This is a genomic window from Sphingobium sp. S6 (genome assembly GCF_905120495.1).
Taxonomy (GTDB): Bacteria; Pseudomonadota; Alphaproteobacteria; order Sphingomonadales; family Sphingomonadaceae; genus Sphingobium; species Sphingobium agri.
In genome coordinates this window covers 52,452-77,178 of the sequence record NZ_CAJHOG010000004.1, presented here as the reverse complement: position 1 = coordinate 77,178, position 24,727 = coordinate 52,452, and the positions used below count along the sequence as shown (strand labels likewise).

General features: G+C 61.9%; 22 protein-coding genes. 15 read left to right on the top strand and 7 right to left on the bottom strand.

The window, feature by feature from the left end; translation table 11 throughout:
- Window positions 1-5 precede the first annotated feature (5 nt).
- The 11 genes from SPHS8_RS13670 (at window position 6) to SPHS8_RS13620 (ending at window position 8,654) form a co-directional block, all read left to right on the top strand.
- Window positions 6-767 carry an SDR family NAD(P)-dependent oxidoreductase gene (locus SPHS8_RS13670; protein WP_236575155.1) on the top strand — a complete coding sequence of 254 codons (762 nt, stop codon included), beginning with the start codon at window positions 6-8 and terminating at the stop codon, window positions 765-767.
- 5 nt (window positions 768-772) lie between these two features.
- Entirely contained in the window at window positions 773-2,077 is a 1,305-nt protein-coding gene (locus SPHS8_RS13665; RefSeq protein WP_201515990.1) for a spinster family MFS transporter, read from the top strand.
- A gap of 8 nt (window positions 2,078-2,085) precedes the next feature.
- Window positions 2,086-2,565 carry an Lrp/AsnC family transcriptional regulator gene (locus SPHS8_RS13660; protein WP_097093545.1) on the top strand — a complete coding sequence of 160 codons (480 nt, stop codon included), beginning with the start codon at window positions 2,086-2,088 and terminating at the stop codon, window positions 2,563-2,565.
- The gene (locus SPHS8_RS13655; RefSeq protein WP_097093544.1) at window positions 2,562-3,047 is read left to right on the top strand and encodes an Lrp/AsnC family transcriptional regulator; all 486 of its coding nucleotides are present in this window, start codon (window positions 2,562-2,564) and stop codon (window positions 3,045-3,047) included. The genes SPHS8_RS13660 and SPHS8_RS13655 overlap by 4 nt, the downstream gene beginning before the upstream one ends.
- A 226-nt stretch (window positions 3,048-3,273) precedes the next feature.
- The gene (locus tag SPHS8_RS13650) at window positions 3,274-4,332 is read left to right on the top strand and encodes an acyl-CoA dehydrogenase family protein (RefSeq protein ID WP_201515989.1); all 1,059 of its coding nucleotides are present in this window, start codon (window positions 3,274-3,276) and stop codon (window positions 4,330-4,332) included.
- Window positions 4,329-5,507 carry an acyl-CoA dehydrogenase family protein gene (locus SPHS8_RS13645; protein ID WP_201515988.1) on the top strand — a complete coding sequence of 393 codons (1,179 nt, stop codon included), beginning with the start codon at window positions 4,329-4,331 and terminating at the stop codon, window positions 5,505-5,507. The genes SPHS8_RS13650 and SPHS8_RS13645 overlap by 4 nt, the downstream gene beginning before the upstream one ends.
- Window positions 5,508-5,510: 3 nt before the next feature.
- Complete coding sequence (locus SPHS8_RS13640) at window positions 5,511-5,936, top strand: PaaI family thioesterase (RefSeq protein ID WP_097093541.1); 426 nt, start codon at window positions 5,511-5,513, stop codon at window positions 5,934-5,936.
- On the top strand, window positions 5,933-6,301 hold the full coding sequence (locus tag SPHS8_RS13635; protein WP_201515987.1) for a PaaI family thioesterase: 369 nt from the start codon (window positions 5,933-5,935) through the stop codon (window positions 6,299-6,301). Before SPHS8_RS13640 ends, SPHS8_RS13635 begins: the two co-directional genes overlap by 4 nt.
- Before the next feature lie 20 nt (window positions 6,302-6,321).
- Window positions 6,322-7,158: an SDR family NAD(P)-dependent oxidoreductase gene (locus SPHS8_RS13630; RefSeq protein ID WP_201515986.1), complete on the top strand. Its 837-nt coding sequence runs from the start codon at window positions 6,322-6,324 to the stop codon at window positions 7,156-7,158.
- 114 nt (window positions 7,159-7,272) lie between these two features.
- Complete coding sequence (locus SPHS8_RS13625; protein ID WP_097093538.1) at window positions 7,273-8,232, top strand: YihY/virulence factor BrkB family protein; 960 nt, start codon at window positions 7,273-7,275, stop codon at window positions 8,230-8,232.
- Between the two features lie 89 nt (window positions 8,233-8,321).
- Window positions 8,322-8,654: an SWIB/MDM2 domain-containing protein gene (locus tag SPHS8_RS13620; RefSeq protein WP_097093537.1), complete on the top strand. Its 333-nt coding sequence runs from the start codon at window positions 8,322-8,324 to the stop codon at window positions 8,652-8,654.
- An 85-nt stretch (window positions 8,655-8,739) separates the two neighbouring features.
- Here the strand turns inward: SPHS8_RS13620 and SPHS8_RS13615 are convergent, their stop codons facing one another.
- From SPHS8_RS13615 to SPHS8_RS13595, 5 genes are read right to left on the bottom strand one after another with little or no spacing between them, the layout of a single operon-like run.
- Window positions 8,740-9,432, bottom strand: coding sequence for a cytochrome b/b6 domain-containing protein (locus SPHS8_RS13615; RefSeq protein WP_201515985.1), 693 nt, complete (start codon window positions 9,430-9,432; stop codon window positions 8,740-8,742).
- Entirely contained in the window at window positions 9,432-9,896 is a 465-nt protein-coding gene (locus SPHS8_RS13610; protein WP_201515984.1) for a c-type cytochrome, read from the bottom strand. The genes SPHS8_RS13615 and SPHS8_RS13610 overlap by 1 nt, the downstream gene beginning before the upstream one ends.
- A gap of 23 nt (window positions 9,897-9,919) precedes the next feature.
- Window positions 9,920-11,275 (bottom strand): DUF1552 domain-containing protein, encoded by a 1,356-nt coding sequence (locus SPHS8_RS13605; RefSeq protein ID WP_236575154.1) that lies wholly within the window; start codon window positions 11,273-11,275, stop codon window positions 9,920-9,922.
- The gene (locus SPHS8_RS13600; protein ID WP_201515983.1) at window positions 11,275-12,930 is read right to left on the bottom strand and encodes a DUF1592 domain-containing protein; all 1,656 of its coding nucleotides are present in this window, start codon (window positions 12,928-12,930) and stop codon (window positions 11,275-11,277) included. The genes SPHS8_RS13605 and SPHS8_RS13600 overlap by 1 nt, the downstream gene beginning before the upstream one ends.
- Window positions 12,927-14,153, bottom strand: a complete 1,227-nt coding sequence (locus SPHS8_RS13595; RefSeq protein ID WP_201515982.1) for a hypothetical protein — start codon at window positions 14,151-14,153, stop codon at window positions 12,927-12,929. The genes SPHS8_RS13600 and SPHS8_RS13595 overlap by 4 nt, the downstream gene beginning before the upstream one ends.
- A 218-nt stretch (window positions 14,154-14,371) precedes the next feature.
- On the opposite strand from SPHS8_RS13595, the gene SPHS8_RS13590 reads away from it, so the two are divergent.
- On the top strand, window positions 14,372-15,445 hold the full coding sequence (locus SPHS8_RS13590) for a helix-turn-helix domain-containing protein (RefSeq protein ID WP_236575153.1): 1,074 nt from the start codon (window positions 14,372-14,374) through the stop codon (window positions 15,443-15,445).
- 156 nt (window positions 15,446-15,601) lie between these two features.
- On the opposite strand, the gene SPHS8_RS13585 is transcribed toward SPHS8_RS13590, so the two are convergent.
- Together SPHS8_RS13585 and SPHS8_RS13580 are read right to left on the bottom strand one after the other, a co-directional pair.
- Complete coding sequence (locus SPHS8_RS13585) at window positions 15,602-18,070, bottom strand: TonB-dependent receptor (RefSeq protein ID WP_201515980.1); 2,469 nt, start codon at window positions 18,068-18,070, stop codon at window positions 15,602-15,604.
- Between the two features lie 187 nt (window positions 18,071-18,257).
- On the bottom strand, window positions 18,258-18,908 hold the full coding sequence (locus SPHS8_RS13580) for a TetR/AcrR family transcriptional regulator (RefSeq protein WP_176502322.1): 651 nt from the start codon (window positions 18,906-18,908) through the stop codon (window positions 18,258-18,260).
- A 107-nt stretch (window positions 18,909-19,015) separates the two neighbouring features.
- Between SPHS8_RS13580 and SPHS8_RS13575 the strand changes: the two genes are divergently transcribed.
- Genes SPHS8_RS13575 through SPHS8_RS13565 form a run of 3 tightly spaced genes read left to right on the top strand, consistent with a single transcriptional unit; the run spans window position 19,016 to window position 24,635 of the window.
- A complete protein-coding gene (locus tag SPHS8_RS13575) occupies window positions 19,016-20,476 on the top strand; it encodes an efflux transporter outer membrane subunit (RefSeq protein ID WP_201515979.1) in 1,461 nt (486 codons plus the stop codon).
- Window positions 20,473-21,552, top strand: coding sequence for an efflux RND transporter periplasmic adaptor subunit (locus SPHS8_RS13570; RefSeq protein WP_201515978.1), 1,080 nt, complete (start codon window positions 20,473-20,475; stop codon window positions 21,550-21,552). The genes SPHS8_RS13575 and SPHS8_RS13570 overlap by 4 nt, the downstream gene beginning before the upstream one ends.
- Window positions 21,553-21,554: 2 nt before the next feature.
- Window positions 21,555-24,635, top strand: a complete 3,081-nt coding sequence (locus SPHS8_RS13565) for an efflux RND transporter permease subunit (protein ID WP_201515977.1) — start codon at window positions 21,555-21,557, stop codon at window positions 24,633-24,635.
- Window positions 24,636-24,727: the final 92 nt, after the last annotated feature.

The following is a 24,727-nucleotide window of genomic DNA, read 5'->3' as shown; positions in this document are numbered from 1 at the left end:
AGAGAATGATGCGCGGATTGGAAGGCAAGGCAGGGATCGTCGCGGGCGGCGGGCGCGGTATCGGCGCGGCCACGGCGCGGCGGCTGGTCGCCGAAGGCGCATCGGTCGTAATCGGCGACATCGTTGGCGACTGGGCCGAGGAAACGGCGCGCGCGATCCGTGAGGAAGGCGGGCGGGCGATCGGCGTCGTACTCGATGGGACCAAGGCAGCGTCGCAGGGCGCGATCGTGGAGGCGGCCTTGTCCGAGTTCGGGCGGCTCGACTTCTACCACAGCAATCTGGCGGGTGGGACCGAGGGCGACATCGACGTGCTGAACTGCACGGAAGAGGTGCTGGACCGGTCCTTCGCGATCAATGCCAAGAGCCATTTCCTGGCGACGCAGGCCGCTCTTCCAGTGCTGCTGGAGCGGGGCGGCGGCGCGATGATCTACACCTCCTCTGGCGCGGCGATTTCAGGCAACCCGTTGCAGGTCGCCTATCCGATGACCAAGAATGCGCTGCATGCCCTTGTCCGCCACGTCGCGCGAAAATTCGGGAAGCAGGGCATTCGCGCCAACGGCATCTGCCCTGGCGTGGTACTGACAGAAGCGGTCGCACAGCATCTGACACAGGACTATGTGGACAGGATGCTGGAAAATCTGCCTCACCGCCGCCTCGGCAAGCCGGACGATATTGCAGGCGCGGTCGCTTTCCTGGCCTCCGATGATGGGGAATGGGTCAACGGGCAACTCTGGCACGTCAATGGCGGCTCGCTCTTGCGAGATTGAAAGACATGCGCCCTGCTTCCAACCCCTGGGTCGTGCTGGCGGTGCTGCTGGCGATCTACATCGTCAACTATGCCGACCGCTACCTGATCACAGGATTGATCGGCCCGATCAAGGCCGAGTTCGGCATCGGCGATGCGATGATGGGCATGTTGATGGGCCCCGCCTTCGTGCTGCTATATGTGGTGCTCGGCGTGCCCTTCGCGCGGCTGGCGGATCGCACGTCGCGCGTGCGGATCATCGCGGCTGGCTGCATCCTCTGGAGCGCGGCGACGGTCGCCACCGGTCTTGCGAGCGGCCCGGTCAGTCTGACCCTCGCCCGGGTTGGCGTGGGCGTAGGGGAAGCGGCCTTCGTAGCGCCGGCCTATTCGCTGCTATCCGACTATTTCAGGCCGGAGAGGCGCGGGCTCGCCTTTGCGATATTGGGACTTGCAGCCTATGTCGGCCAGATCGCGGGACAGGCGGGAGGGCCAGCGATTGCGGCTGCGCATGATTGGCGCATGGCCTTTCACAGCATGGGCCTTGTCGGGGTCCTTCTGGGCCTTGGCGCGCTCCTGCTGATCCGCGAGCCGCGGCGTAGCGGTACGGGTGGAGAGCAGGTGGAAGCGTTGCCGCTTGGCCAGTTGATTGGATGCCTCGTCCGCAGTCCCGCCTATCTGCTGATGATGTTCGCCTTTGGCTTTGGTGTTTTGTCCGGCGTGTCCTTCGGCTTTTGGGGTCCGGAACTCTTCACCCGGGCTTATGGGCTTGATCCGGTGGCGGCCAAGTCGGCCTTCGCGATCAACTTCGGTCTGTCTGGGCTGATCGGCATGCTGTTGTTTGGCGCGCTGTCCGACCGGCTCGCCAGGCGCAGCATGATCTGGCCGTCGCGCCTTTCCGCATTGGCGCTGGGCGCCGCCACCTGCGCGATCTTGATGTCCAGCTGGGCTGGCAGCTTCGATATGGCGAAGCTGGCGGCCATCCCTGCTGGGCTGCTGGGTGGAGGCTGGTCCGTCGGGTTTATCGCGACACTGCAATATATGCTGCCTGCGCGCATCAGGGCGGCGTCGACGGCTCTGTTTCTGGCGGTTACGACGCTGCTGGGTTTCTTCGTGGGACCATGGGCGACCGGAGCGATCAGCCAGATGCTGGGCCATGACGCGGCATCGCTCCGCATGGCGCTGACCCTCATCATTCCCTTCGGCTTCCTGTCAGCGCTGCTCGGTTGGGGGGCGGCGAGCCGGGTGGAGCAGGACCGTGCGCGACTGAATGATGCTCTTTCGATTCGACCTTCTGACCCTTTGCTGGCAAGAGTGGCGGCAGAAAGAGGTTGAGCGAGTATATGAGTGAGACTTTTGCGTTCGATGAGACGGACCGGAAGATTGTCGAACAGCTGCGGCAAAATGGCCGAGCCACCAATCAACAGATCGCGGAATCCCTCAACCTGATTGCTTCCACCGTTTCGACGCGCATCCGGCGGATGGAGGATGCGGGGATGCTGCGCGTCGTGGCAGTGTCCGATTTCGCGGTGCACGGATATCATGTCCTCATTCACCTGGCGGTGCAGGTGAGTGGCCGGTCGGCATTGGACGTAGCGGAAGAACTCGCTGTATTTCCTGAAGTCTTCGCCGCGCATCTGGTGACGGGTAGTTATGAGATCAGCCTGCTTCTGACGCTCCATGACATTGACGAGCTTCCCTCTTTGATAACGGATCGTTTATCGAAGGTGCCGGGAATAAGATCGATGATACCCGCGATCGGGCTCGATATCGTCCGCTATGGCTTGGACACCGCTCCGATCGATCGCAGGAGGCTTGCATGAGGAGGCCGGACCTGGACGAGCTGGACCACCAGCTGATCGCCATCTTGGCGCAGGATGCGCGCGTTTCCAACCGCAAGATCGCAGCGGATCTTGGCGTGAATGAAGGCACCGTCAGGGGCCGCATCAAGCGGCTGCAGCAGGAAAAGCTGATCGCCTTCACGGCGCTGACAGGGTTGAAGCTTGAGAAGGCGACCAATGTGGCCTTCATCGCGGTACAGGCCGATGTCAGTCATGTCCGGCATATCGCACGTGACATCGCGCATATCCCACTGGTCAAGGCCGTGATGATCACATTGGGGCCGTGCAACATCATGGCGACATGCCTTTATGATGACCTCGACAATCTTCACAGGATGGCGTCGGGACAGATCCTGGCGATGGAGGGGGTTAATCACGTCGAAACCTCGCTGGCGGTCAGGACTGTCAAGTTCAGCAATCGGGTGGTACGGATCACGGACGCGCAAACCGTCAGCAGCTTGTGAGGCTAGGTCGAACAAATAAATTCGGAATTTAAATATTTCAAAATTCCGCATATGAGTGCTTGAAAAGAAAATTAAGCTCATATAGCACTATCTGAACGGCGCTTGCGGCATATTGCCGTCGACCGCCGATGGCAGGAGAGAGCGGCCGGTCTACCGGGCGGCTGACGTGCGACCCCGACGAGTGCCGGGGCGAGAAGCTCCGCCAACATATTTAAAGGCGGTCGAGATGGAATTCGCATTTACCGACGAACAACAGATGATCGCGGAGACGGCGCGCAGCTTCTTCGCGGAGAATGCCACAAGCGAGCGCACGCGCAAGGCTATGGCGGGCGACGGCGTTGACCGGGCGCTTTGGCAGGCTTTCTGCCAGGAGCTGGGCCTGTCCGGCATCGGGCTGCCGGAAAGCGCTGGCGGCGCGGGTCTGGGCATGGTGGAACTGGCGATCATCGCGGAAGCGGCAGGCGCTCAGGTGGCGGCATTGCCCATGCTCAGCAGTCTTGTGCAAGCGGCTCAGGCGATTGCGGCGGGCGGCGATGCCGAGCAGCAGGATCAATGGCTGCCGCGCCTGATCTCTGGCGAGGTGATCGGCGGTTATTTCTATGGTGCGGACATCCAGTCGGATGGCGATCGGCTGACGGGCGGATCGCGTTTCGTTGCCCATGGTGCCTCTGCCGACATGTTCGTGGTTACCGACATGCGGCAGGTCTGGATTGTCCCCGCGAATGCGCCCGGCGTTAGTGTGACGATCCAGACGAGCATGGACCAGACCCGTCCCTTGGCTCATGTGCAGCTGGACAATGTGACGGGCGAGCGGCTTGCCGATCCGCAGGCGGCTCTGGCTGCTGTTCATCGCGCGGCCTTTATTGCTACGGCCGCAGAAGCGTTGGGCGGCGCGCAGGCGTGCCTGGATCGGACCGTCGATTATTCCAAGGAGCGCATCCAGTTCGGTCGGCCGATCGGGTCCTTCCAGGCCTATAAGCACAGGCTGGCCGACATGATGATCGAGATTGAACAGGCCCGGTCGGCGGTTTACTGGGCTGCCTGCGCCGTGGACGAGGGCGCGGAGGAAGCTGAGATGGCCATTCACGCGGCCAAATCCTTTGCGACCGACACATTTTTCCGCTGCGCCGGTGACATGATCCAGCTGCACGGCGGCATCGGCTTCACGTGGGAGCATGACGCGCATCTGTATTTCAAGCGCGCCCGTGCGCTTCAGACGATGCTTGGCACCAATGTTTGGCATCGTGAAAAGATTGCCACGATGATCCTGGGAGAAGCGGCATGAAACTCGGATTTTCCCCGGAAGAGGAACTGTTCCGGCAGGAGTGCGCGGACTGGTTGAACGGCCAGATGGCGGGCGAATTTCGCGACATCAAGGGCATCACCAAGCTGACCGGCAGCCCCGAACGGCGCAAGGAGTGGGAGCAGCAGCTCGCCGAGCACCGCTGGTCCTGCATCGGTTGGCCGTCACAATGGGGCGGGCGCGACGCGACATTGGCGCAGCAGGTGATCTTTGCCGAGGAATATGCCCGCGCTGGCGTTCCAGGGCGGGTGAACCATATCGGCATCGAGCTTGCCGGTCCTACGATCCTGACATTCGGCACCGAGGAGCAGAAGCAGCGCTTCCTGCCGGGGATCGCAGGCGGCAAGACCATTTTCTGCCAGGGCTTTTCCGAACCCAATGCCGGTTCGGACCTGGCGAGCGTGCGGACGAAAGCGCGGCTTGAAGACGGCGAATGGGTTGTGAACGGCCAGAAGATCTGGACCAGCCTTGCCCATATCTCCGACTGGATTTTTGTCGTGACTCGCACGGAGGAAGGGTCGCAGGGGCCTAAGGGTCTGACCTTCCTGATGATGCCGATCGACCAGCCCGGAATCGAGATACGCGGTATCCGCCAGATCAACGGCGACGCGGAGTTCAACGAAACCTTCTTCACCGATGCGCGGTGCCCGGCTGACAGCCTGATCGGCGCAGTGGGCGATGGGTGGCGCATCGCCATGGGCCTGCTGGCATTCGAGCGTGGCGTGTCGACGTTGGGCCAGCAAATGGGTTTCCGCAATGAACTGGATGAGATCATCGCGGCGGCCAAGGCCAATGGCGCGGCGAATGACCCGCTGATCCGCCAGCGCCTCGCCAAGGCCGAAGTGGGCCTGCGTCTGATGCGGTATGGGGCCTTGCGCATGCTGTCGCAAACGGATCATGCCAAGATCGATGGCGCTGCCCTTACCTACAAGATTCAGTGGGCGAGCTGGCGCCGCAGCCTTGGGGAACTGGCCATGGACGTACTTGGCCAAGGCGGTGAGATCAGCGATCATGCCGAATATGAATGGGATACGCTGCCCAACCTGTTCCTCTTCTCTCGCGCTGACACGATTTACGGCGGCACCAACCAGATCCAGCGCAACCTGATCGCGGAGCGGGGACTGGGCCTGCCGCGAGAGCCGCGCGGGAACGCCTGAACGGTGGACGAGGAAGATGCCTTTGAGCGATTGAAGAACCTGCCGCCGCGGGGGCATCATGCGTTGCTAGGCATCTACAATGTCGATCACGGACCGGATTGGGCGGAACTGGCTTGTCCTTTCGCTCCCGGATTTCTGATGGATGCGGACGCGGGCCTGGTATCTTCCGGGCCGATCATATCGCTGGTCGATGCGGCGGCCGGTTCCGCCATCATCGCGCGCACGCGCCAGTGGCGGCCCATGGCCACGCTCGACCTGCATATCGACTATTTGCGGCCCGCAAGGGCAGGGCACAGCCTGCATGCGCGTGCTCATTGCCATCATATCACGCGCAAGGTCGCGTTCACCCGTTGCGATGTGCATGATGGCGACCCGCAGGCGCCGATCGCAACGGCAACCGCCAGCTTCTTCTTCACGGACGAGTCATGATCGTTCGCACACCCTATGCGCAGATGCTGGGCATCCGAAGCGTTGGGCTGGATGGCGACACCGTCCTGATGATGCCAGCTGCCGCGTCGCTCGAAGGACGGTCGGGGTTCCTTTATGGCGGCGTCATCGCCAGCCTTCTGGAACTCGCATGTCTTGAGGCTGTCGCCCAGGATCGGGGGGAGCCTTGGCCCAAGCCGATAAACATGTCGTTCGATTTCCTGCGCGGTGGCCGGATGGTCGATAGCTATGCGCAGGCGCGGCTCGTTCGCGTGGGGCGCCGGGTGGTGAATGCCGATGCGATTTGCTGGCAGGCTGATCGGGACAAGCCCATCGCCACGGGTCGGATGCATCTGCTGCTGGACTGAGAACGAAAAGGGAGAGAGCCATGGCGCTGTTGGATGGACGGGTCGCGATCATCACCGGTGCCAGTCGGGGGATCGGCGCCGCCATTGCACGACGCTTCGCCGCTGAGGGAGCGAGGGTCGCCATTGTCGCACGGACGGTAGAGGCTGGAGGCAGCAGCCTGCCGGGTTCATTAGCCGAAACAGCCGCGCTGATCCGCGCAGCCGGAGGCGAGTGCCTCTCCATCGGCGCCAATCTTGTCGATGCGGACGATCGGTCCCGTATCGTCGCTGAAGCCGTGGGGCATTTCGGCAGGTTGGACATTTTGGTGAACAATGCCGCCTGGTCGCGGTTCGTGCCGATCTGGGAGGCTCAGCCCAAGCATTTTCAGCTGGCGTTCCAGATGAATGTCCATGCGCCGCAGGAGTTATCGCAGCAGGCGCTGCCCTATTTCCGCGATCAGGGCCAAGGATGGATCCTGAACATTTCCAGTGCGACTGCGGACGTGCCGCCGCCTGCGCCCTATGATCCCGAAGATCGCTACACCCGGTTCAATCGCGATGGTCACGCCACGCTCTACGGAACGACCAAGGCGGCGCTCGACCGATTAACAGCAGGATGGGCGGTGGAGCTGTCGCGCGAGAATATCGCCGTCAATTCGCTTGCCCCTGTCGGGGCAGTCGCGAGCGAGGGGGCTTTGTCGGTCGGTGGATGGGATGAACGCGATCATCTGGAACCAGTCGAGGCGATGGCGGAAGCCGCGCTTCAGCTTTGCCATCGGCCCGCGAGTGAACTCAGCGGCAATATCGTCCGCAGCCTCCGCCTCCTTGAGCGGCTGAACGTGCCCGTGCGAGCGCTGGACGGGACGGCTTTTGCGTGACCGCGATGGTTTGAGGAGAGGTCGCGGGATCGGTAGGCGATAATCAACTCCCACCAATCACTGGATCAGTCTCGCCCCTCAGTTGTTTGCTCCCCAACACAGGAGGGAGTTAAGATGTCAGATACCGATAGCGCTCGAGGCCGGACGGCGACGAGCCCACGGGAAATGCCCAAGGCCGCTTGGCGGGACATTCTGATCCGGACGTGGAATGAAAGTGGCAGCGACAATATCGGACTGATCTCCGCAGGGGTGGCGTTTTACGGCTTCCTCGCCTTTGTCCCTACCTTGGCAGCGCTGGTATTATGCTATGGCCTGTTCGCTGACCCGGCGGCGATCGCCGGACATCTGCAATCCCTGTTCCGGCTGCTCCCGGAAGAAGCTGCTCGGCTGATCGGGGAGCAGCTTCTGTCGGTGGTCAACACGGGCAACGGAAAGAAGGGGTTTGGGCTCGTTCTTTCGCTGGCGCTTTCCATCTACGGTGCGATGAACGGCGCGAGCGCGATCGTCACGGCGGTGAACATCGCCTATGATGAGGAAGAGACCCGCAGCTTCATCAGGCTGACGGCCCTGGCCTGTCTGATGACGCTCGGACTGTTATTGGCAGGGATCATCGCCATTTTTGCGATCGCTGCGCTCGCTTTCCTGGAGCAGCTGATGCCTGGCGCACCTGCCATCCTCATCACGGCGATACGCATCGGCTTCTGGATATTGGCCGCGCTGGCCGCGAGCATGTTGCTCAGCACCATTTACCGCTTCGCTCCGGATCGTAAGCGAGCGCGCTGGCGCTGGCTGACGCCCGGGTCCCTGCTGGCGACCGTGGGCTGGCTGGCGGTGAGCCTGGGCTTTGGCCTCTATGCGTCGAACTTCGGGAATTACGGCGCTACTTACGGTGCGCTGAGCGCGGTGGTGGTGACGTTGATGTGGCTGTATCTGTCCGCCTATATCCTGATCCTTGGCGCTGAACTGAACAGCGAGATAGAACATCAGACGGCGGAGGACACGACAGTCGGCCGCCCGAAGCCGATGGGCGAGCGGGACGCCTATGTCGCCGACACGGTTGGAAAGGTGCCTTGATCAGCGATTATTACAGGAGAGGCAACTTTTTCGCTGCTCATGACTTAGCGTGATCATGGACCCGCGAGCGATCAGCAAGGGAGAATTTCATGGCGCGGACTCGTGAGCAACGTGGCGAACAGGAGACGAAGGCGGCAGTCGCCAAGGTGAAGAAGACCGGCAAGGCGACGGGCGGCGCGCGTGGCGGCATTACGGCTCCGGTCACGCCGTCGCCGGAACTCGCGGACATCATCGGCGACAAGAAGATCCCGCGTAGTGAGGTGGTCAAGAAGATCTGGGACTATATCAAGGCCAATGATCTTCAAAACCCGAAGGACAAGCGGGAAATATTGGCGGACGACAAGCTGGAGAAAATCTTCGGCGGCAAGAAGGCCAGCATGTTCGAAATGAACAAGCACCTGGCGAAGCATCTCAAAGCCTGACCGGCCGGTCATGCGTAGAAAAAAGCCTCTCCTCGCATATGCAAGGAGAGGTTTTTTAATGTCCTTCAAAAGATTTGGCTCGGCCTCAGGCCCGGCCAAACTGAGCGATAAGCCACCATGTCCCGCCCGCGACCAGCAGGAAGATGACGAGCGCTGTCCAGGATGACGCGAAATGCAGGGTGGGATGGTCTCCCATCCATTTTCGCCGTCCGCTGATCATCGGACCGACCAGATTGTCGCGCCTGTGAAGCAGGTAGAAGAGGATCGCGACGACGTGCAGGGCCGTCAAGGCAAGGATGATGTTGAAGATGAAGGCGTGCCATTCTGCGGCAACCCTGCCTATTTCGAACTCGACCAGATAGGAGAAGGGGCCGGATTCCATGCCGTCAATATCGACGGAAAAGAAGCCGAGGCCCACCTGAACCGCCAATATGGCGATCATCGCGATCACACTCCATCCACCCACGGGATTGTGCCCCGGCGCTGGAGCGGCGGACCGGTTGAACATATGGCCGCGGATATAATGGAACAGCCTGGAGGGGCCACCCACGAAGTTGGCGAAGCGAGCCGTGCTGCTGCCCGCGACGCCCCAGATGATGCGGAACAGCAGCAGGGTGAAGATGCTGTAGCCAGCCAGCCGGTGCCAGTCGAGCATGCGCTCTTCAGCAGTCCACCAGGCAAAGGCCAGCAGCGGCACAAGCGTCCAGTGGAAGAGGCGGGTCGGCAAATCCCAGATGCGCAGGCGCACAGCCCCGCTGCTCGCGTCCGCCTTCACCATCAGAGCTCCGCGCGGAAGCGGTCGTGGCAGCTTTTGCAGGTGCCGCCCAGGCTGTTGCGGGCGGCAGTAAGGCCCGCGACATTGCCGCTGGCGGCGGCCGCATCAAGCGCCTTTGCAGCGGTGATCATGTCGCCCTGAAGCTTCACGAAGGCGGCATTGTCCTTCCAGATTTCAGCCTTGGCGCGGGTCTTCACGCCCGATTCCGGGCCGCTGCCCTTCGGGAAATATTTGGGCAGCAGCGCTGCGCGCGTGGCGAGATCGCGCGCGAGCGGGCGGACGCTGTTCATGTCGGGCGATCCGGACTTGATTTCGTCATTGACGCTTTTGAACGCTCCGCCGATTTCCTTGTAGCTGGCCTGGCGCGCCTTGATCGCGTTGGTGACCGCGGGCGTGGCGGCATAAGCAGCATAGCTTGCGGCCAAACCGGCGGTCGCCAAGGCCAGGGAGTAGGGGAGCTTCATCATCTGCCTCATTCTTTCTGTGATCGTCACGCCAATATTTCGCTGATGGGCCGTTTGGTGTTCATCGCATCGATACCCCAGCTATCCACCGAAATTCCCATGACTTGTTGAAGAGTCAAGCCGACGCGGCTGATCGTTTCACCATTGCCCTGGATATGCAGGCCGGTCTTCACCTTTCCGCCAGCGCGCCCGGCGAGCATCACCGGGATACCCAGCACATCATGGTTCTTCGCATAGGAAACGTCGGAATGAGCGAAAACCAGTGTATTGTCGAGCAGGGTGCCGTCGCCTTCCTTGATGGCCGCGAGTGCCGACACGAAATCGGCCCATGCCTCCATGTTGCGGATGGCGAAGAAATCGACCGTCGGTTGATAGCCGATGGAGCGGTCGATCAGCTCTTCATGCGTGTTCTGGTGGTATCCGGTCGTCTGCCCCGCCTGGCGCAGATCGGACGCTGCCGTCGAGAAACTCATGTTGAATACGCGGGTCTGATTGCAGGCGAGCGCCATAGCCAGCATCTGCGCCATCAGCCGGTGATTGGTCTTGCGCTGCTCCACATCGGTCGTGTCTCCGGATACGGCAGGAGCGTCCGCCGGCACGACGCAAGCTTCGGCCGGGGGCGGCTTTTGCAGTTGCAGGGCCAGCTTTCCTTCCATCTCGCGGACGGAGGTGAAATATTGATCGAGACGCGCCTTGTCGGTCGCGCCGAGGCTGCTTTCCAAGGCGCGCCGCTGCTCCGTCACGCCGGAGAGGACGCTGCGCCGAACCATGATGCGGGGGTCCGGCTTGAAGTCAGCCTTGTTGGGATCGTTGAAGTCGGGGCCGAAAATCTTGCGGTAGAATTCGACAGCGTTGGGCGTCGCCGAATTCATGCTGCGGCCGTCGCGGAAGGAATAGCTCGTCCGTGGATTGCCATCCGCCGACAGTTCGAGCGAGCGGAAGAAGGAGCCGCCGCCAATTGCGTCGGCGATCAGCACGTCGATCGTGGGCGCGCGGATCGCGAGCCAGTCGTCGGTGGGAGCGCCCGTGCGCACGCCGGTATTGCCGGTCAGGTGCGGCAGATTGCCTTTGCCGTCCAGCACCACGTCGAAACCGGTCAGGACGCTGACATGCTGCTTCACATTGACGATCGGCGCGAGTTGCGGCGGCAGATCGTAATCCGCGCCGGTCTTTTTCGGTTGCCAGCGATCCGGGATCATCCCGCAGCCCCAGAACCAGGTGCCAAAGCGGACGGGCAGGCGCCCACCGCCAAGCGTCGCGGCAAAGGCAGTGCCGTTATTGTCGAGAAATGCGTCGAGCAGGGGCAGGCCAAGCGTCACCGCGCCGCCGCCCATAATGCCGCGCAGCAGGAAACCGCGCCGCGTCGTTCCATGCATCAGCATCAGCCAGTCTCCTTCATTCTGCGAACAGTAGCCACGCGGCGCTCCGGTCCAAGGCGCGGCATCGTGTAAAAGGCGGGATCAAGAGCGATAGCGCGCATCAGCAACGGGAAGCGATGGCCGCCTGCCGCAAAGCTCTGGTCCAGCTTGGCGATTTCCGCCCCATCCGTGCCGGACGGATTGCGGCCATTGGCGTAGCGCCATGCGGACTGAACGAGGCAGCTACTGACGCGCGGATTGTTGCGGAACAGCTGGCCGAGCGCTGCTGCACCATTGAACGCCTGCTTTTCGAAATCGCCGCTGACGTCGATCACCTCGTCATGTTCGACCTTGCGGAACTGTCCCGCACCGTCAAATTGTTCGAGGCCCAGACCAATAGGATCAGTGCGCCGGTGGCAGCTTGCGCATTCCTCGTCATCCAGATGCGCCTGCAGCCGTGCCCGTGTGGTCTTTAACGTCGGGTTATCGACATTCTGCACCACCGCGAAATTCACGTTCGCTGGGGGAGCGGGAATCTTCTCGCACAGGAATATCTCGCGCAGCGCCACCCCGCGCAGCGTGGGCGATGTACGGCCTGGGTGGGAATGTTGCGCCAACATGCTGGCGTGGGTGAGCAGCCCGCTGCGGGGATCACCCTGCGGGAATTCATACATGAACCAGTCGGCCTTGCTGACCGGTATGTCGTAGATCGGGCCGAGCGAGCGGTTCATGGCGATCGACCGGGCCGTGAACAGGTCGCGATAGTCGCCCTTGCGCTCCACCAGAAACCAGCTGATGGTGCGGAGCGTCTGTTCGCGCAGCGATGTGCTGATCGCCTGCGAAAAGGCGGGATAGATAAGCGAGTCCTTTGCCAGCTCGTCCATTCCGTCGAGGCGGAGATAGTCGGTGAAGAAGGCGCGGACGCCCTGTTCGAAACGCGGAGAGGCGATCAGGCGATCGACTGCTTTCGTGAGCCCCGCCTGCGTATCGAGCGCTCCGCTGCGCGCTTCGTCAAGCAGCGTCTGGTCAGGCATGCTGTTCCAGAACAGGAAGGATAGGCGGCTTGCTTTCGACCAGGCATCGATATTGCGGCGGGACGGCGCGGGCCGATCGATGCGGAACAGGAATTCGGGGCTGGTCAGCATGCCGCTGAGCGTCGCAGCAAGCCCCGCATGGAAGTCGCCGAGCGTCGTTGTCGCGTCAGTCGTGGCTTTCGTGAGAGCCGTGACCTCCGCATCGCTCAGTGGCCGCCTGTAGAGTTGCAAGCCCACGCGTTGGAAGAACTGGCGAGCACAGGCAGCGCCATTCTGATCGGCGGGAGTGGGCGCGCAACCGACCAGTTTCGCGCGATGTTGTTCGTCCGTCACCTGCGCCGAAATGCTGCGCGCGAGATTTTCATATTGTTCAAGCCCGGCGGCAGTTACCGAAACGGCGCTGGTCCCGACGGCCTGAAGTCCATCTATCCGCAGATCGGGTTCGAACCGGCCGACAATCTTGATGTCCGGTCCGAAAACATCCGCGATGACGTTGCGATATTGGCTTTCGGTCAGGCGGCGGATCTGGCTGGGCGGCGTATCGGCGTGGCTTTCGTCGGCGCGCGCTCCACTGAAAGCGATACTGAGGCCGAGGGTCAGGCAAGCTCCTGCAAGTGCCAGCGACGGCAGTGCCCTGATCTTCATGGCAATGTCTCTCTTTGCGCGACCTGATCGGGTTTGGCGAGGAACGCCCTGACGCCGACAAAGTCATAAGCGGATGATATGGCGGTGAACCGGCCGGTGCGGGGATCGCGATAGCCGTCCGCGAAATGATCGATGGCCCTGCGAATGCCGGGGCAGGACACGTGCGACAGGTTAGCGCCATTCTGCGTCATCTGCTCGATCGAGTCATAGAAGCTGTCGAGCGTGTAATAGCCGAATATGCTGCCGTCGATGGAGCCATCGGCACCAAACTTCGCCTTTATCCGCGCGCCCCGGATGTGGCGCGGCGTGTCCAATATCTGTTCCTTGTAATTCAGCGTCAGATCGACCGGATCGGTCGTCAGCACCCCGCCTGTGATGCGCCCTTTCACCGATGCGCGAAGCTGCGGGTTGGGATCGGGCGTAAAGGTTGCTCGGGCGAGAGGCTCTCCGCGGCCGTCGCGGGTCAGCGGTTCGTTGACGGCCAAGACAGTCACGGTCACGTCAGGATCATCCTGAAGACTATCGACGCCCCTCAATTCTATCACGGTAGGCGCCCGCATGGACATCATCGTCTTGCGCGCAAGCTCTTCCTTGCTGCTCTCGCGAAATGCAGAAACGCACCCGACAGCGCGCCACAGCCGATTGTCGATTCCCTTTTCACCATCTGGCCCTTCAAAGTCGGATTTCCCGACTTTGCCGTCGAGGTTCATGCCTGCGGCGATCTTGCCTTCGTAGGTCTTGAAGCCTTTCCCCAGCATCGGAAAGTCAGCAGGGTTCGAGCAGGCGCTATAGACTACCTCGCGCTTCTGGAACGCGAGGCGGCCGGCGCCTTTGGGCAGGCCATTCAGCGCGCCGATCGCTGCCGCAAGTTCCTGTGTCGGTTCTGCCTTAGGATCATAGTTCGGCGGGAATTTCACGGAAGAGGCGCGTTCGCCCCGGATGAATATGCGGCGGAACTTGAAATATTCATTCATCCGCTCTTCAAGTGCTTGCCGCTTTTCCTTGCCCGCATATTTGGCCTGCTCCGCGGGCGAGAGCATGGCGTAGAAACGATCAAGATCACCGATGTCGGGGCTGGGACAACTGTCCTTTTCGCCCCCCTGCGCAAGATAGACATTGCTGAGGACAAAGGCGTGCACGCCCTCTTCGCCGCCTGTCGGCGCGTCGGCGCCGACCAGGGATGCAGCGATCAGGGGTAAGGCCCAATATGCCTTGGCCGGCATATGGCCGGTTAAGTCCTCTCTGCCCTTCATGTCGTCCTTTCATGCCGCTTCAACGGGCATTGCTATTTTCATGACTCTTCCCGCAACTGGCCACCACCCCAAAAACGATCATCCGACGCGGCAATTTCGCGCATGGGAAGCTGAGCGGTGTAGGAAAGCGAAAGATTTATCTTGCACGCGTCATATAATAGACTGATCGAAAATAACGGGAGGCGGTGATGCGGTCAGCACAGGCGGAATCAAGCAAATGGCACTTGGCCGAAAGCGTCGCCGAACGTGTTTTCGCGATCTATTCCGAAGCTTTTGGATCGATTGAACCCCTCTTCGAACATGTGGGGCAGAGGCCTGACGGCCGACGTACGCTGAGCAGCCTGCCCGTGGCAGATCTTGCCCGCATGACCAGCTTCGCCATCAATCAACTGGCTCGTCGCGACGCGGTGATGGCGGGCCGCCAAGGTTTACGCGGTTGCGACTGGCGCGTGGTGATGTACAGCCTGACGAGCGCACGCACTCTGCGTGAAGCAATCGTGCGATGTTGCGAATGTTTCGAGGCGATCGACTGGCGATGCGGCAAGATGGCGCTTCGCACCCATGGCGACACGGCTCAGCTTGAACTTGAAGCGGTGCGGGCGGGCGGATCGACTTCGACGGGCTGTTTGATCGACCTGTTCGGGGTGATGGAAATTCATGGTCTTCTTGGCTGGCTAATCGACCATCCGATCGGTGTCCGGAGTGCTTGGCTCAATCATCCGCCGGGAGTCTTCGCTTCGCTCGATTTGCCCGCTTTGCCGTTTCCGGTCCGGCTCGCCGAGGGTTGGAGCGGTTTTGATTTCAGCGCCTCTCTTCTTGATTATCCCGTCATGCGCAGTTGGGAAGACCAACAGCGGCGGCCGCTCAGCAATCTGCTGTTCGTCTCCAGCGTCAGAGAGACGGATCGCATGCCGACTGAAACACGCGTTCGTGGCATCGCCATGGCGGCGCTGAAGAGCGAGGGGCGGCTGCCCGCATTCGGGGAACTCGTCAACGCTCTGGGAGGAAGCGAGGCGACGCTGCGGCGTCAGTTGGCGCGCGAGGGCACCAGTTACCGGCAAGTACGCGAAAGCTGCCGTCGCGAGTTGGCGCTGCACCTGCTACGCCGCACGGGCATGTCGATCGAAGATATTGCAGGGCGGCTCGACTATTGCGACTCCGACGCCTTTCGTCAGGCATTTCGAGCGTGGACGGGACATTCGCCGACAGCTTACCGTCATGATAGTGGCGGGGGAGTGGGAATCCAGAAGCTTGCTGGATGAGCCCGCTTCTTCATCGACATTGGCGCATGCCTGATGCCGAGTTCGCAAGATCAGGAGATTGCGCCCGTTGCAGCCGAATAAGTGCAAGCGCAGGGGGCACATTAGCAAAAGGATGCCAGCCTTCGCCTCCCGTAGGAGGCGGAGGCTGGCAATTCTTTACCACTTCACGTTAGCGGTGATACCAAATTCCCGCGGAACCGTGACATTTACCGAGCGGTAGCCCGAGTTGAACGTGCTTCCAAGCAGGGCATTCACCTGACCCTCGCCACCGGCGATGTTGCTGATCCGCTTCTGATTAAGCAGATTGCGGACGAAGCCGGTCAGTTCCCACTTGGATTCCGGACCACGCAAGCCGACGAACAGGTTGATCTGCTCACGGCTGCGATAATCATATTGCACGCGCTCCGAATAGAACCCCGGACGATAGGCCAACAAGCCGCGGATAAATGGCGTGTAGTCGCCCATCGGGAACCGCAGTTCCGTGTTGGCGGTCAGGCCAAAATCGGGGGTTTCCGCCAGTCGGCCATTGGTGCGGCAGAAGCTGACATTGCCTGTTCCGGTGATACGCGGCGTGCCGTCCTGGTTCGGCGTACCGGTGCCTGCAAAGTCATTGCAGGGAACCAGTGCGTTGCTGAACCGTGCACGCGCGTAGGATGCGGCAATGTTCAGGTCCCAGTTAGGCGTAGGCCTCGCGTCGATGGTGACTTCGATGCCTTTTACCTTGGCAGGAGCATTGTAGTTAAAGTCGAAACCGCCATTTGTTGCAGGCACGTCAGTCGCATTGTCGATCGGTGGCGCGCCGAGGGCGCACGTACCGTCTCCGAAATCAGGGCAGTTATAGAATATGCCCGTGAACCGGCTGAGGAAGCCGTCGAACTTCTGATAGAAGGCCGCGACGGTGAAGTTTACCTTTCGATCAAATACCGATCCCTTCAAGCCGACCTCATAGGAGTCGGTCTTTTCCGGATCGGTCCGGATCAGATCGTTCGAAACGCCAGCGGGAACAGAGACGCCGGTGCTGCCCGAACGGAATGAATGGCCATAGGCCGCATAGACGTTCAGGTCATCGGTAAGTGCATAATTGACGCTGAGGCCGCCTGTGAGTGGCTTGTCAGTGCTGCGCCGCAACGAAGCCGGGATTATTTCCTCCGGACCGCTGTTCACGTCCCCGACCAAGGTCAATATAGTTGAGTCGACCTGCTTCCTGATGGTGTAGCGCAGGCCGCCTTCTACGGTCAGGCCGCCGCCCTTGTAGCGCAGGTTAGCGCTAAACGATGCGGTTTTGACATTGACCGGTACATCGACCAGCGTCCTGATGGCCAAAGTGTTGGGGATCGGGAAGGGCGTAAGTGTATCGCAAGGCGCCGTGGGATCAAGGATGCAACCCGGCACCGGATTAAACGACCCTGGCGCGGCCGCATACCAGAATTGCGATGCATCCTGATTAACGGTGGTGGTTCCAGTCTGTCGTGAATAGAAAGCGCCCACGCCCCAGCCAAGACCTTCGTCATTATTTGACTGCAGGCGCAATTCACCAGTGTCGACCTTATAAGGGGTCACAACATTGGAATATTGTATATAGCCCGGGATCGCATTGGTGGTATCCAGGTCGCGATTGGTTTGGAGCTTGCTGTACTGGTGGGCGCCGACGAAGGACAGGGTGGACCAACCCAAATCCAGATCCGCGGCAAGATTGATGAGGTGGGTCCGGTTGCGTGTGCGGAAACCGCCTTCTTGAACCGACGCATAATCGGTCGCAGACAAAGGTGGGCCGGAACGAACCGTGGTATCGGGGATGAAGATACCGGCCAGAGTTGCCACTGGAACGGCGGAGAACGGCGTGTTGCCGGGACCGAACGACTGAGTGTACTGGTTATTGTCTGCCTGCAGATACTGATAGGTTAGATAGGTCGTCAGATTTTCCGTAGGCCGCCAGCCCAAGGTGACGCGGGCGCTCTGGGTTTGGCCGTACGACCTTTTGTCACGCGGAATATTGTAGACGTGGTTGATGCGGTTCCCGTCAACAAGGCCTGCGACCCGTAGCGACAGGTTTTCATTGAATGGCAGGGTCGTCCCGAGCTGAACGTTATAGCCGCCACGATCTGTTGCGGTCGCCTGGCCATAGCCCTCGATCTGATCGAAATTCGGACGGCGGGTGCGGATTGTGATCGAGCCTGCCGGCGCTGATATACCACGCAGCAAACCCTGCGGCCCGCGAAGAACTTCGATCTGTTCGATGTCGTAGATGGCCGTGAAGGCAGTCTGCGCATCGGTTGGGATTTCGTTGTAATAGAGCTGGACTGCCGGATCGGTGCCCTGGTCTGGATCGAACGTGATGCCGCGAAGGGTCGTCGTGTTGTTACGGCCAGTCGTGTTGGTCAGTTCAAGGCCAGGCGCGAGTTGCTGAACATCCTTGACGTCGAAGATATTGAACTTCTCAAGCTGCTCGCCTGTCGCGACGTTGACCGACATAGCCACGTCTTTGAGGTTCTCAGCGCGGCGCGTGGCCGTGACGACGATGTCGCTCGTCGAATTTTCGGAACCAGCCTGGGCGTAAGCCAGTGCGGGTACAGCAAAAGCAGAAACGCCAGCGCACAGGAGCGCTGCGCGTGTGGCACGCTTCATTCGCATCGATAATCCTCCCCAGAGGTGTTGTTGATAAAACGGCTCTTATGAATTGGCCGTTTGCGTGCACTATATCGGAGGGAAAAACGCAGGCAATAGTTTTTCTGAACGGCTACGTGCGAAATGAACCTCATGCGCAAGATTCCGCAACGCGTTAGGAGTGGTCCAGGCTACGCCTGCCACTTGATCAATGAACGGCCCCCGGCGCAAAAACGCCGCCGCAGAAAAGGCCTGTCAGGCGGCGTGCGTGCGCATTCAGATGGACCGGATCAATGATATTGTCCGCTTCCCCGGTGAAAAAGCGCCGGTGGGATTCCGACAGGATCAGGCTGGTGAGGGACTCCGCTGCGAAGGCGACATCCTGTTCGGGGATCGTCCCCTGATCCACCAATGACTGGAGGAAAGCGATCAGCGGGTCGAGATAACGACGCACGACCACCTGCTCGATATGCGGCCGCGCTTCTTCCATGAAGGACGGGTTCAACATGAGGAGGCGGCGCATGCTGGTGGCATAGGGTTCGCAGACTTCGACCAGGCAGGCTTCGACGAAGGCGAGGAGACTTTCCCGCCAGTCGGGGCGCGGGGGAATGGTGACGGGGCTGAGCGCGTAACCGAGCATTTGCCGGACGACAGCAGCGAAAAGCGCGGTTTTGTTGGGATAATAAGCGTACACGGTTTTACGCGACAAACCGGAGGCGGTGATGATGGAGTTCATCGTCAGGCTGGGACCATGTTCGGCGAGCATTTGCATCGCGGTGTCGACCAGGCGCTGTTCGACGTCGCCGCTTTCTTCGCGGCGGGGGCGGCCCGGACGGCGGATGGGGGGAGGGGAAGTCATGAAGGAAAGCATTGGCAAAAAAAGATTGGGATGAAAATAAACAATCTTGTTTCTTTTTTTCGGTCCGCTATTCGAGAGGCCGTTGATCGAGATTGGAGGTCATCCACTTGCCGCACCTGCCGGGTTCGCGCCCCCTGTCCCTCTTCCTGGGTGTGCTGCTGTGCGGCTGTGCGCCGTCGGTCAAGCTGGCGCGTCCGAACATCAGCTTGCCAGAGCGCTACGAGGCCGCGCCCTCAGCGGTGGCCGACGAAAAGCTGGACCGATGGTGGGAGCGTTTCAGCGATCCGCAACTTTCCGCACTTGTGGAACAGGCGCTGGCGCAGAATACCGATGCGCGGTCAGCCTATTTCCGGTTGCGCGAGGCGCGGGCGATACGCGACCAGTCGCTGTCGCAGCGGTTGCCCACGGGCGCGATCAGCGGATCGGCGCAGCTGCAGAATGGCCGCCAATTGTCCGGCGTGGACCTGTTCGGCTCCACGGCACAGAGCGATAGCCAGTCGCTCGCCTTCAGCCCAAGTTGGGAGATCGACCTGTTCGGCAGGCTGGGTGCAATCGGGGAAGGGGCGCGAGCCACCTATGTCGCGGCAGCCTATGATTATCACGCCGCGCGGTTGAGCCTGGCCGCTGACGTCGCCAGCGCATTGTTCGAGGCGCGCGGCCTGGCGGTACAGCGCGACGATGCGCAGGAAGGTTTGCGGATCGCGCGCGATCTGGCGCGCGCGTCGAAACTCGGGCGCGATCGCGGGCTGATCGCAGCGTCGGAAACCGCGCGGCTGGAAGGCGACGAGGCGACAGCGCAGGCAGAGCTTACCCGAATCGAGACAGCGCTGCGGAACGCCAAGCGATCGCTGCTGGTCCTGATCGGATCGCCGGACGCGCCGACGAGCAGCCTCGCCATCGACGCGCGGCTCGACGCGCCGCCGCAGGTCCCCGCTTTGATGCCCGCCATGCTGCTGGCGCGTCGTCCAGACATATTGGCCGCCGAGGCGCGGGTCGCGGCAGCCACGAGCGCAGTCAAGGTCGACAGGCTGGCCCTGTTCCCGCGCTTCACCCTTCAAGGCAATGGCAATATCAGTCGCACCGCCGGCCCGGCCGTGGGCATTTCGAGCATCTGGTCGATCGCAGCCGGATTGAGCCTGCCGGTACTGGACCGCACGCGGCTGATGGCACAGCTGCGCGCCACGCAGGCACAGGGTGAGCGCGCCGTGGTGAGCTATGAGGCGGCTGTGCAGGCAGGCTTTCGCGATGCCGACATCGCGCTTGCGCTGGTTGCAGCCGATCGGGCGCGATTGGCTGACCTCAGCCGTGCAGAGGAGCGGGCACGCTTCGCGTTCGATGCTGGGCGCAAGGGCTTTGCCGCAGGCCTGACCGACCTCACCACCTTGGTCCAGTCCGAACAGACCTGGCGCGCCGCGCGCCGGGCGCTTACCAATGCGCGGACGCAAGCGCTGACCAATGTCGTTGGCGCTTTCCGGGCGCTGGGCGGCGGATGGAATCCCGATGATCCCGCGACGGCGCCTGAACAGCCCGCCGTCGCCCTGCCTATCCAATCCAAGGAACTGCCGTGATCTTCAAGCCGCGTCCCCTTGCCATGACGCTTTCCCTGACGCTGCTGCTCGCCGCTTGCGGGGGGAGCACGGACGGGGCCAAGGAGCCGCCGCCGCCGACCGTCAGTGTCGCGCTGGTCGGCGAACGGGGATTGGCAGGAGGGCTCAGCGCTTCGGGGCGGTTGATCCCGCGCGAGGAAGTGGCGGTCGCGCCCGAGCTTTCCGGCTATCGCATTGCGCGCGTCATGGTGGAGGAGGATGCCCGCGTAGGCGCTGGACAGGTGCTGGCGGTGCTGGACGACACACTCCTGCGGTCGCAGATCGATCAGGCGCGCGCGCAATTGAGCCAGCAGCAGGTGGCCTATGAACGAGCGCGCATGGAAGCAGGACGCGTCGCGGGGCTCGATAATCAGGGGGTGCTTTCACAGGAGGCCATTTACCAGCGCCGCATCGCTGCCCGGTCGGCACAAGCCGCCGTCGGCGTGGCAAAGGCGCAGTTGGACGACCTGCTGACGCGTCAGCGCAGGCTGATCGTGCGGTCGCCCGTCGCGGGACGCGTGCTCCAGCGGTCGGCACGGCCGGGCGAACCATCGGCCTCGGGCACGATACTCTTCACCATCGCGCGGGACGATCTGGTCGAACTGGAGGCTGAAGTCCCCGAAGCGGCGATGGGCACATTGTCGATCGGCGATCCGGTCGCGGTGACTTTGGCGTCGGGCACGAAGCTGACCGGCAAGGTCCGGCTGCTGGGCGCGCGGGTGGATAATCAGACGGGCTTGTCACGCGCGCGCATCGCGCTGCCGGTAAATCCCGAACTGCGCCCTGGCGGTTTTGCCAAGGCGGATTTCGTGAAGGCCACCGGATCGGTGCTGAGCGCGCCCGAACGCGCTGTCCATTATGATGCCGATGGCGCCTATATGCTGCTGCTCGACAAGCAGGACCGCGTGCATCGCGCATCGGTGCGCACGGGACGGCGCGCGGCAGGGATGGTGGAGATAGTGAGCGGCGCGAAGCCCGGTGTTCGGGCTGTATTGGGCGGCGGCGCTTTCCTGCTTGAAGGCGACCGCGTGCGGATCGCGCCAAGCGGGAGGCCATAGACATGCGCATTTCCGCCTGGGCGATCCGGAATCCGATTCCCGTCGTCTCGCTGTTCATATTGCTGACGATCGCGGGGATCGTGGCCTATGTGGGACTGCCCATCAAGCAGTTCCCCAATGTGAACTTTCCCGTCGTCAGCGTGACGGTCACGCAAAATGGCGCGGCGCCGAGCGAAGTCGAAAACCAGATCACCCGGCCGATCGAAAATGCCCTGAGCAGCGTCGCGGGGGTCAAGCACATCAGTTCGACGGCGGTGCTGGGATCATCGACCACGACGGTCGAGTTCGAACTGCACAGCGACATGCAGAAGGCGACGGACGATGTCCGCACCGCTGTCGAGAGGGCGCGCATCGATCTGCCGCCGGGCATCGACCCGCCGCTGGTGCAACGGTTGGACATCGATAGCGCGCCGATCCTGACTTATGCCGTGAGTGCGCCGGGAATGGGCGACACGGAACTGTCGCGCTTCATCGACAAGGTGGCGACGCGCGCGTTGCAGGCGCAGGCCGGCGTCGCGCAGGTTCACCGCATTGGCGGGGCCGACCGCGAAATCAACATCGTGCTGGATGCGCAGCGCATGGCGGCATTGGGCGTTACGGCGCCGCAGGTGAACAATGCCCTGGCCGCGTTCCACAGCGATGATCCGGGCGGCCGCGCCGATGTGGGCGCGGTGGAACAGACGATCCGTGTTCTTGGATCGTCCATGACCATCGACCGGCTGCGCGAACTCGCCATTCCGGTGCAGGGCCGCTACGTCCGCCTGGCCGACATCGCGGAGATTGGCGACGGATCGGCCGAGCAGCGCGGCTTTGCGCGTCTGGACGGCAGGCCGGTTACGGCGATCCAGGTCAGCAAGACGCGCGAAGCAAGCGACATCAGCGTCGAGGACCGGGCGATCAAGGTGATTGCCCAGCTTCAGGCCGATCATCCCGGCGTCACCTTCACCAAGCTTGTGTCGACGGTGGATTCGACGCGGCGGACCTTTGCATCGACCCAGCACGTGCTGATCGAGGGCATCTTCCTGGCGGTGATCGTCGTCTACATTTTCCTGCGCAACTGGCGCGCGACGATCATTGCGGCAGTGGCCATGCCCCTGTCGCTAATCCCGACCTTCGTCCTGATGTCGGCCATGGGGTTCAGCCTCAACAGCATCACTTTGCTGGCACTGACGTTGGTCATCGGCATTCTGGTAGATGACGCGATCGTGGAGGTCGAGAATATCGAGAAGCGGATCGAGACGGGAGAGACGCCCTATCGTGCAGCCCTGATCGGTGCCGATGCCATCGGGCTTGCGGTGATCGCCACCACCGCGACGATTATCGCGGTGTTCGCGCCGGTGTCGCTTATCCCTGGACAGGCGGGGCAGTTTTTCCGCGAGTTCGGCCTGACGGTCGCGGTGGCGGTGCTCTTCTCGCTGGTGGTCGCGCGTCTGTTGACACCGCTGATGGCTGCCTATTTCCTCGTTCCGTTGAAGGATCGCGCGCATCGGGAGAAGCGGCCGGTCAACCCGATCTATGGCCGCATATTGGATTGGGCGCTGGCGCATCGCTGGAAGACGATGGGAATCGGCGCGGGAATTTTCGCCCTGTCGCTTCTGCTCGCAAGCTTCGCTCCGGTAGGTTTCCAGCCAGTCGGCAATCCGGGTTATCTTTACATCGCCGTGCAGGGACCGCCGGGCGCGACGCGGGACGACATGGCGCGGGCGGTCAATGATGCGACCCGCATGTTGTCGGCAGAGCCCGCCGTGGAGCGCGTCTTCGCCCAGGTGGGATCGACATCGGGCGGCTTCAGCGCTGGCGACGACATGCGCACCGGCACGTTGACGGTGGTGTTGAAGCATGATCGCGATGTGACGACCGACGAATTCCGATCGATCATCCGGCCGAAATTGCGCGACATTCCGGACGTTCGTCTGTCGAACCAGGGTACATTCGGATCGGCATCGGTGAACATCGTCCTTGCCGGTGAGGACGGTCAGGCGCTGGAGCGCACGCAGACCGAATTGCTGCGACAGATGCGCAAGGTGCCGTCCATTTCCGACCCGCGCCCAGCGCCTCCGCCTGCCGGGCCCGAGCTGATCGTGACGCCTCGGGCAGAGGAAGCGGCGCGGCTGAACGTGGACAGCCGGACGCTTGCCCAGGTACTGCGCATCGCGACCATCGGCGACATCGACGCCAGCGTGGCCAAATATTCGGATGGCGACGAACGCGTGCCGATTCGCGTGCGCCTGCCCGAAGGCGCGCGTAAGGATCTGGACACGATCGCGAACCTGCGCGTGCCCACGCTCGATGGGCAGACGACGCCCTTGTCGGCTGTCGCGGACATTCAGTTCAAGGCGGGACCGGGCAAGATCGTGCGTTATGACCGGGAACGGCGCGTGTCGGTAGAGGCTGACCTTGTGGCCGGGCGAACGCTTGGCCAGGCGCTGCAGGAGGTCGCGGCGCTTCCCGTCATGCGGAACCTGCCCCAGGGTGTTCAAGAGGCCAAGGTTGGCGATTCGGAGGCGATGTCGGAGCTGTTCGGCGGCTTCATGCTGGCGATCGTCGCGGGTATCGGGCTGACATTTTCGGTGCTGGTGCTGCTGTTCAAGGGCTTCTTCAAACCGGCGGTCATTCTGGCGGCGCTTCCGCTGTCGCTGCTTGGCGCCTTTGCCGCGCTGGTGCTGTTCGGCAAGACACTGGACCTGCCAGCGATGATCGGCTTGCTGATGCTGTTGGGGCTGTGCGCGAAGAACTCCATCCTGCTGGTGGAATTCGCGATCGAGGAGGAGCGGGCGGGAACGCCAATGACGCAGGCGCTGCGCAATGCCTGCCGTGAGCGCGCGCGGCCGATCGTCATGACGACAGTCGCGATGGCCGCGGGCATGTTGCCCACTGCGCTGGGGATAGGCGAGGGCGCGGAGTTCCGTCAGCCGATGGCGCTGGCGGTGATCGGGGGGCTGATCACCTCGACGGCCCTGTCGCTCATCTTCGTTCCTGTGATTTATGAGATTGTCGATAGCATCGAAAGATGGATCGCGCCGCGTGCCGCTCGCCTCGTGACGCCGCGTCAAGCGGGGGACGACGATCCATTTCCTACATGATGAAATTGTTGACAGGCGATCACTAATTGCTTGACCTATCATACAAGCATGTTCAATTAGAGATGCCTTTTAGGCACTCTCCTACACCTACT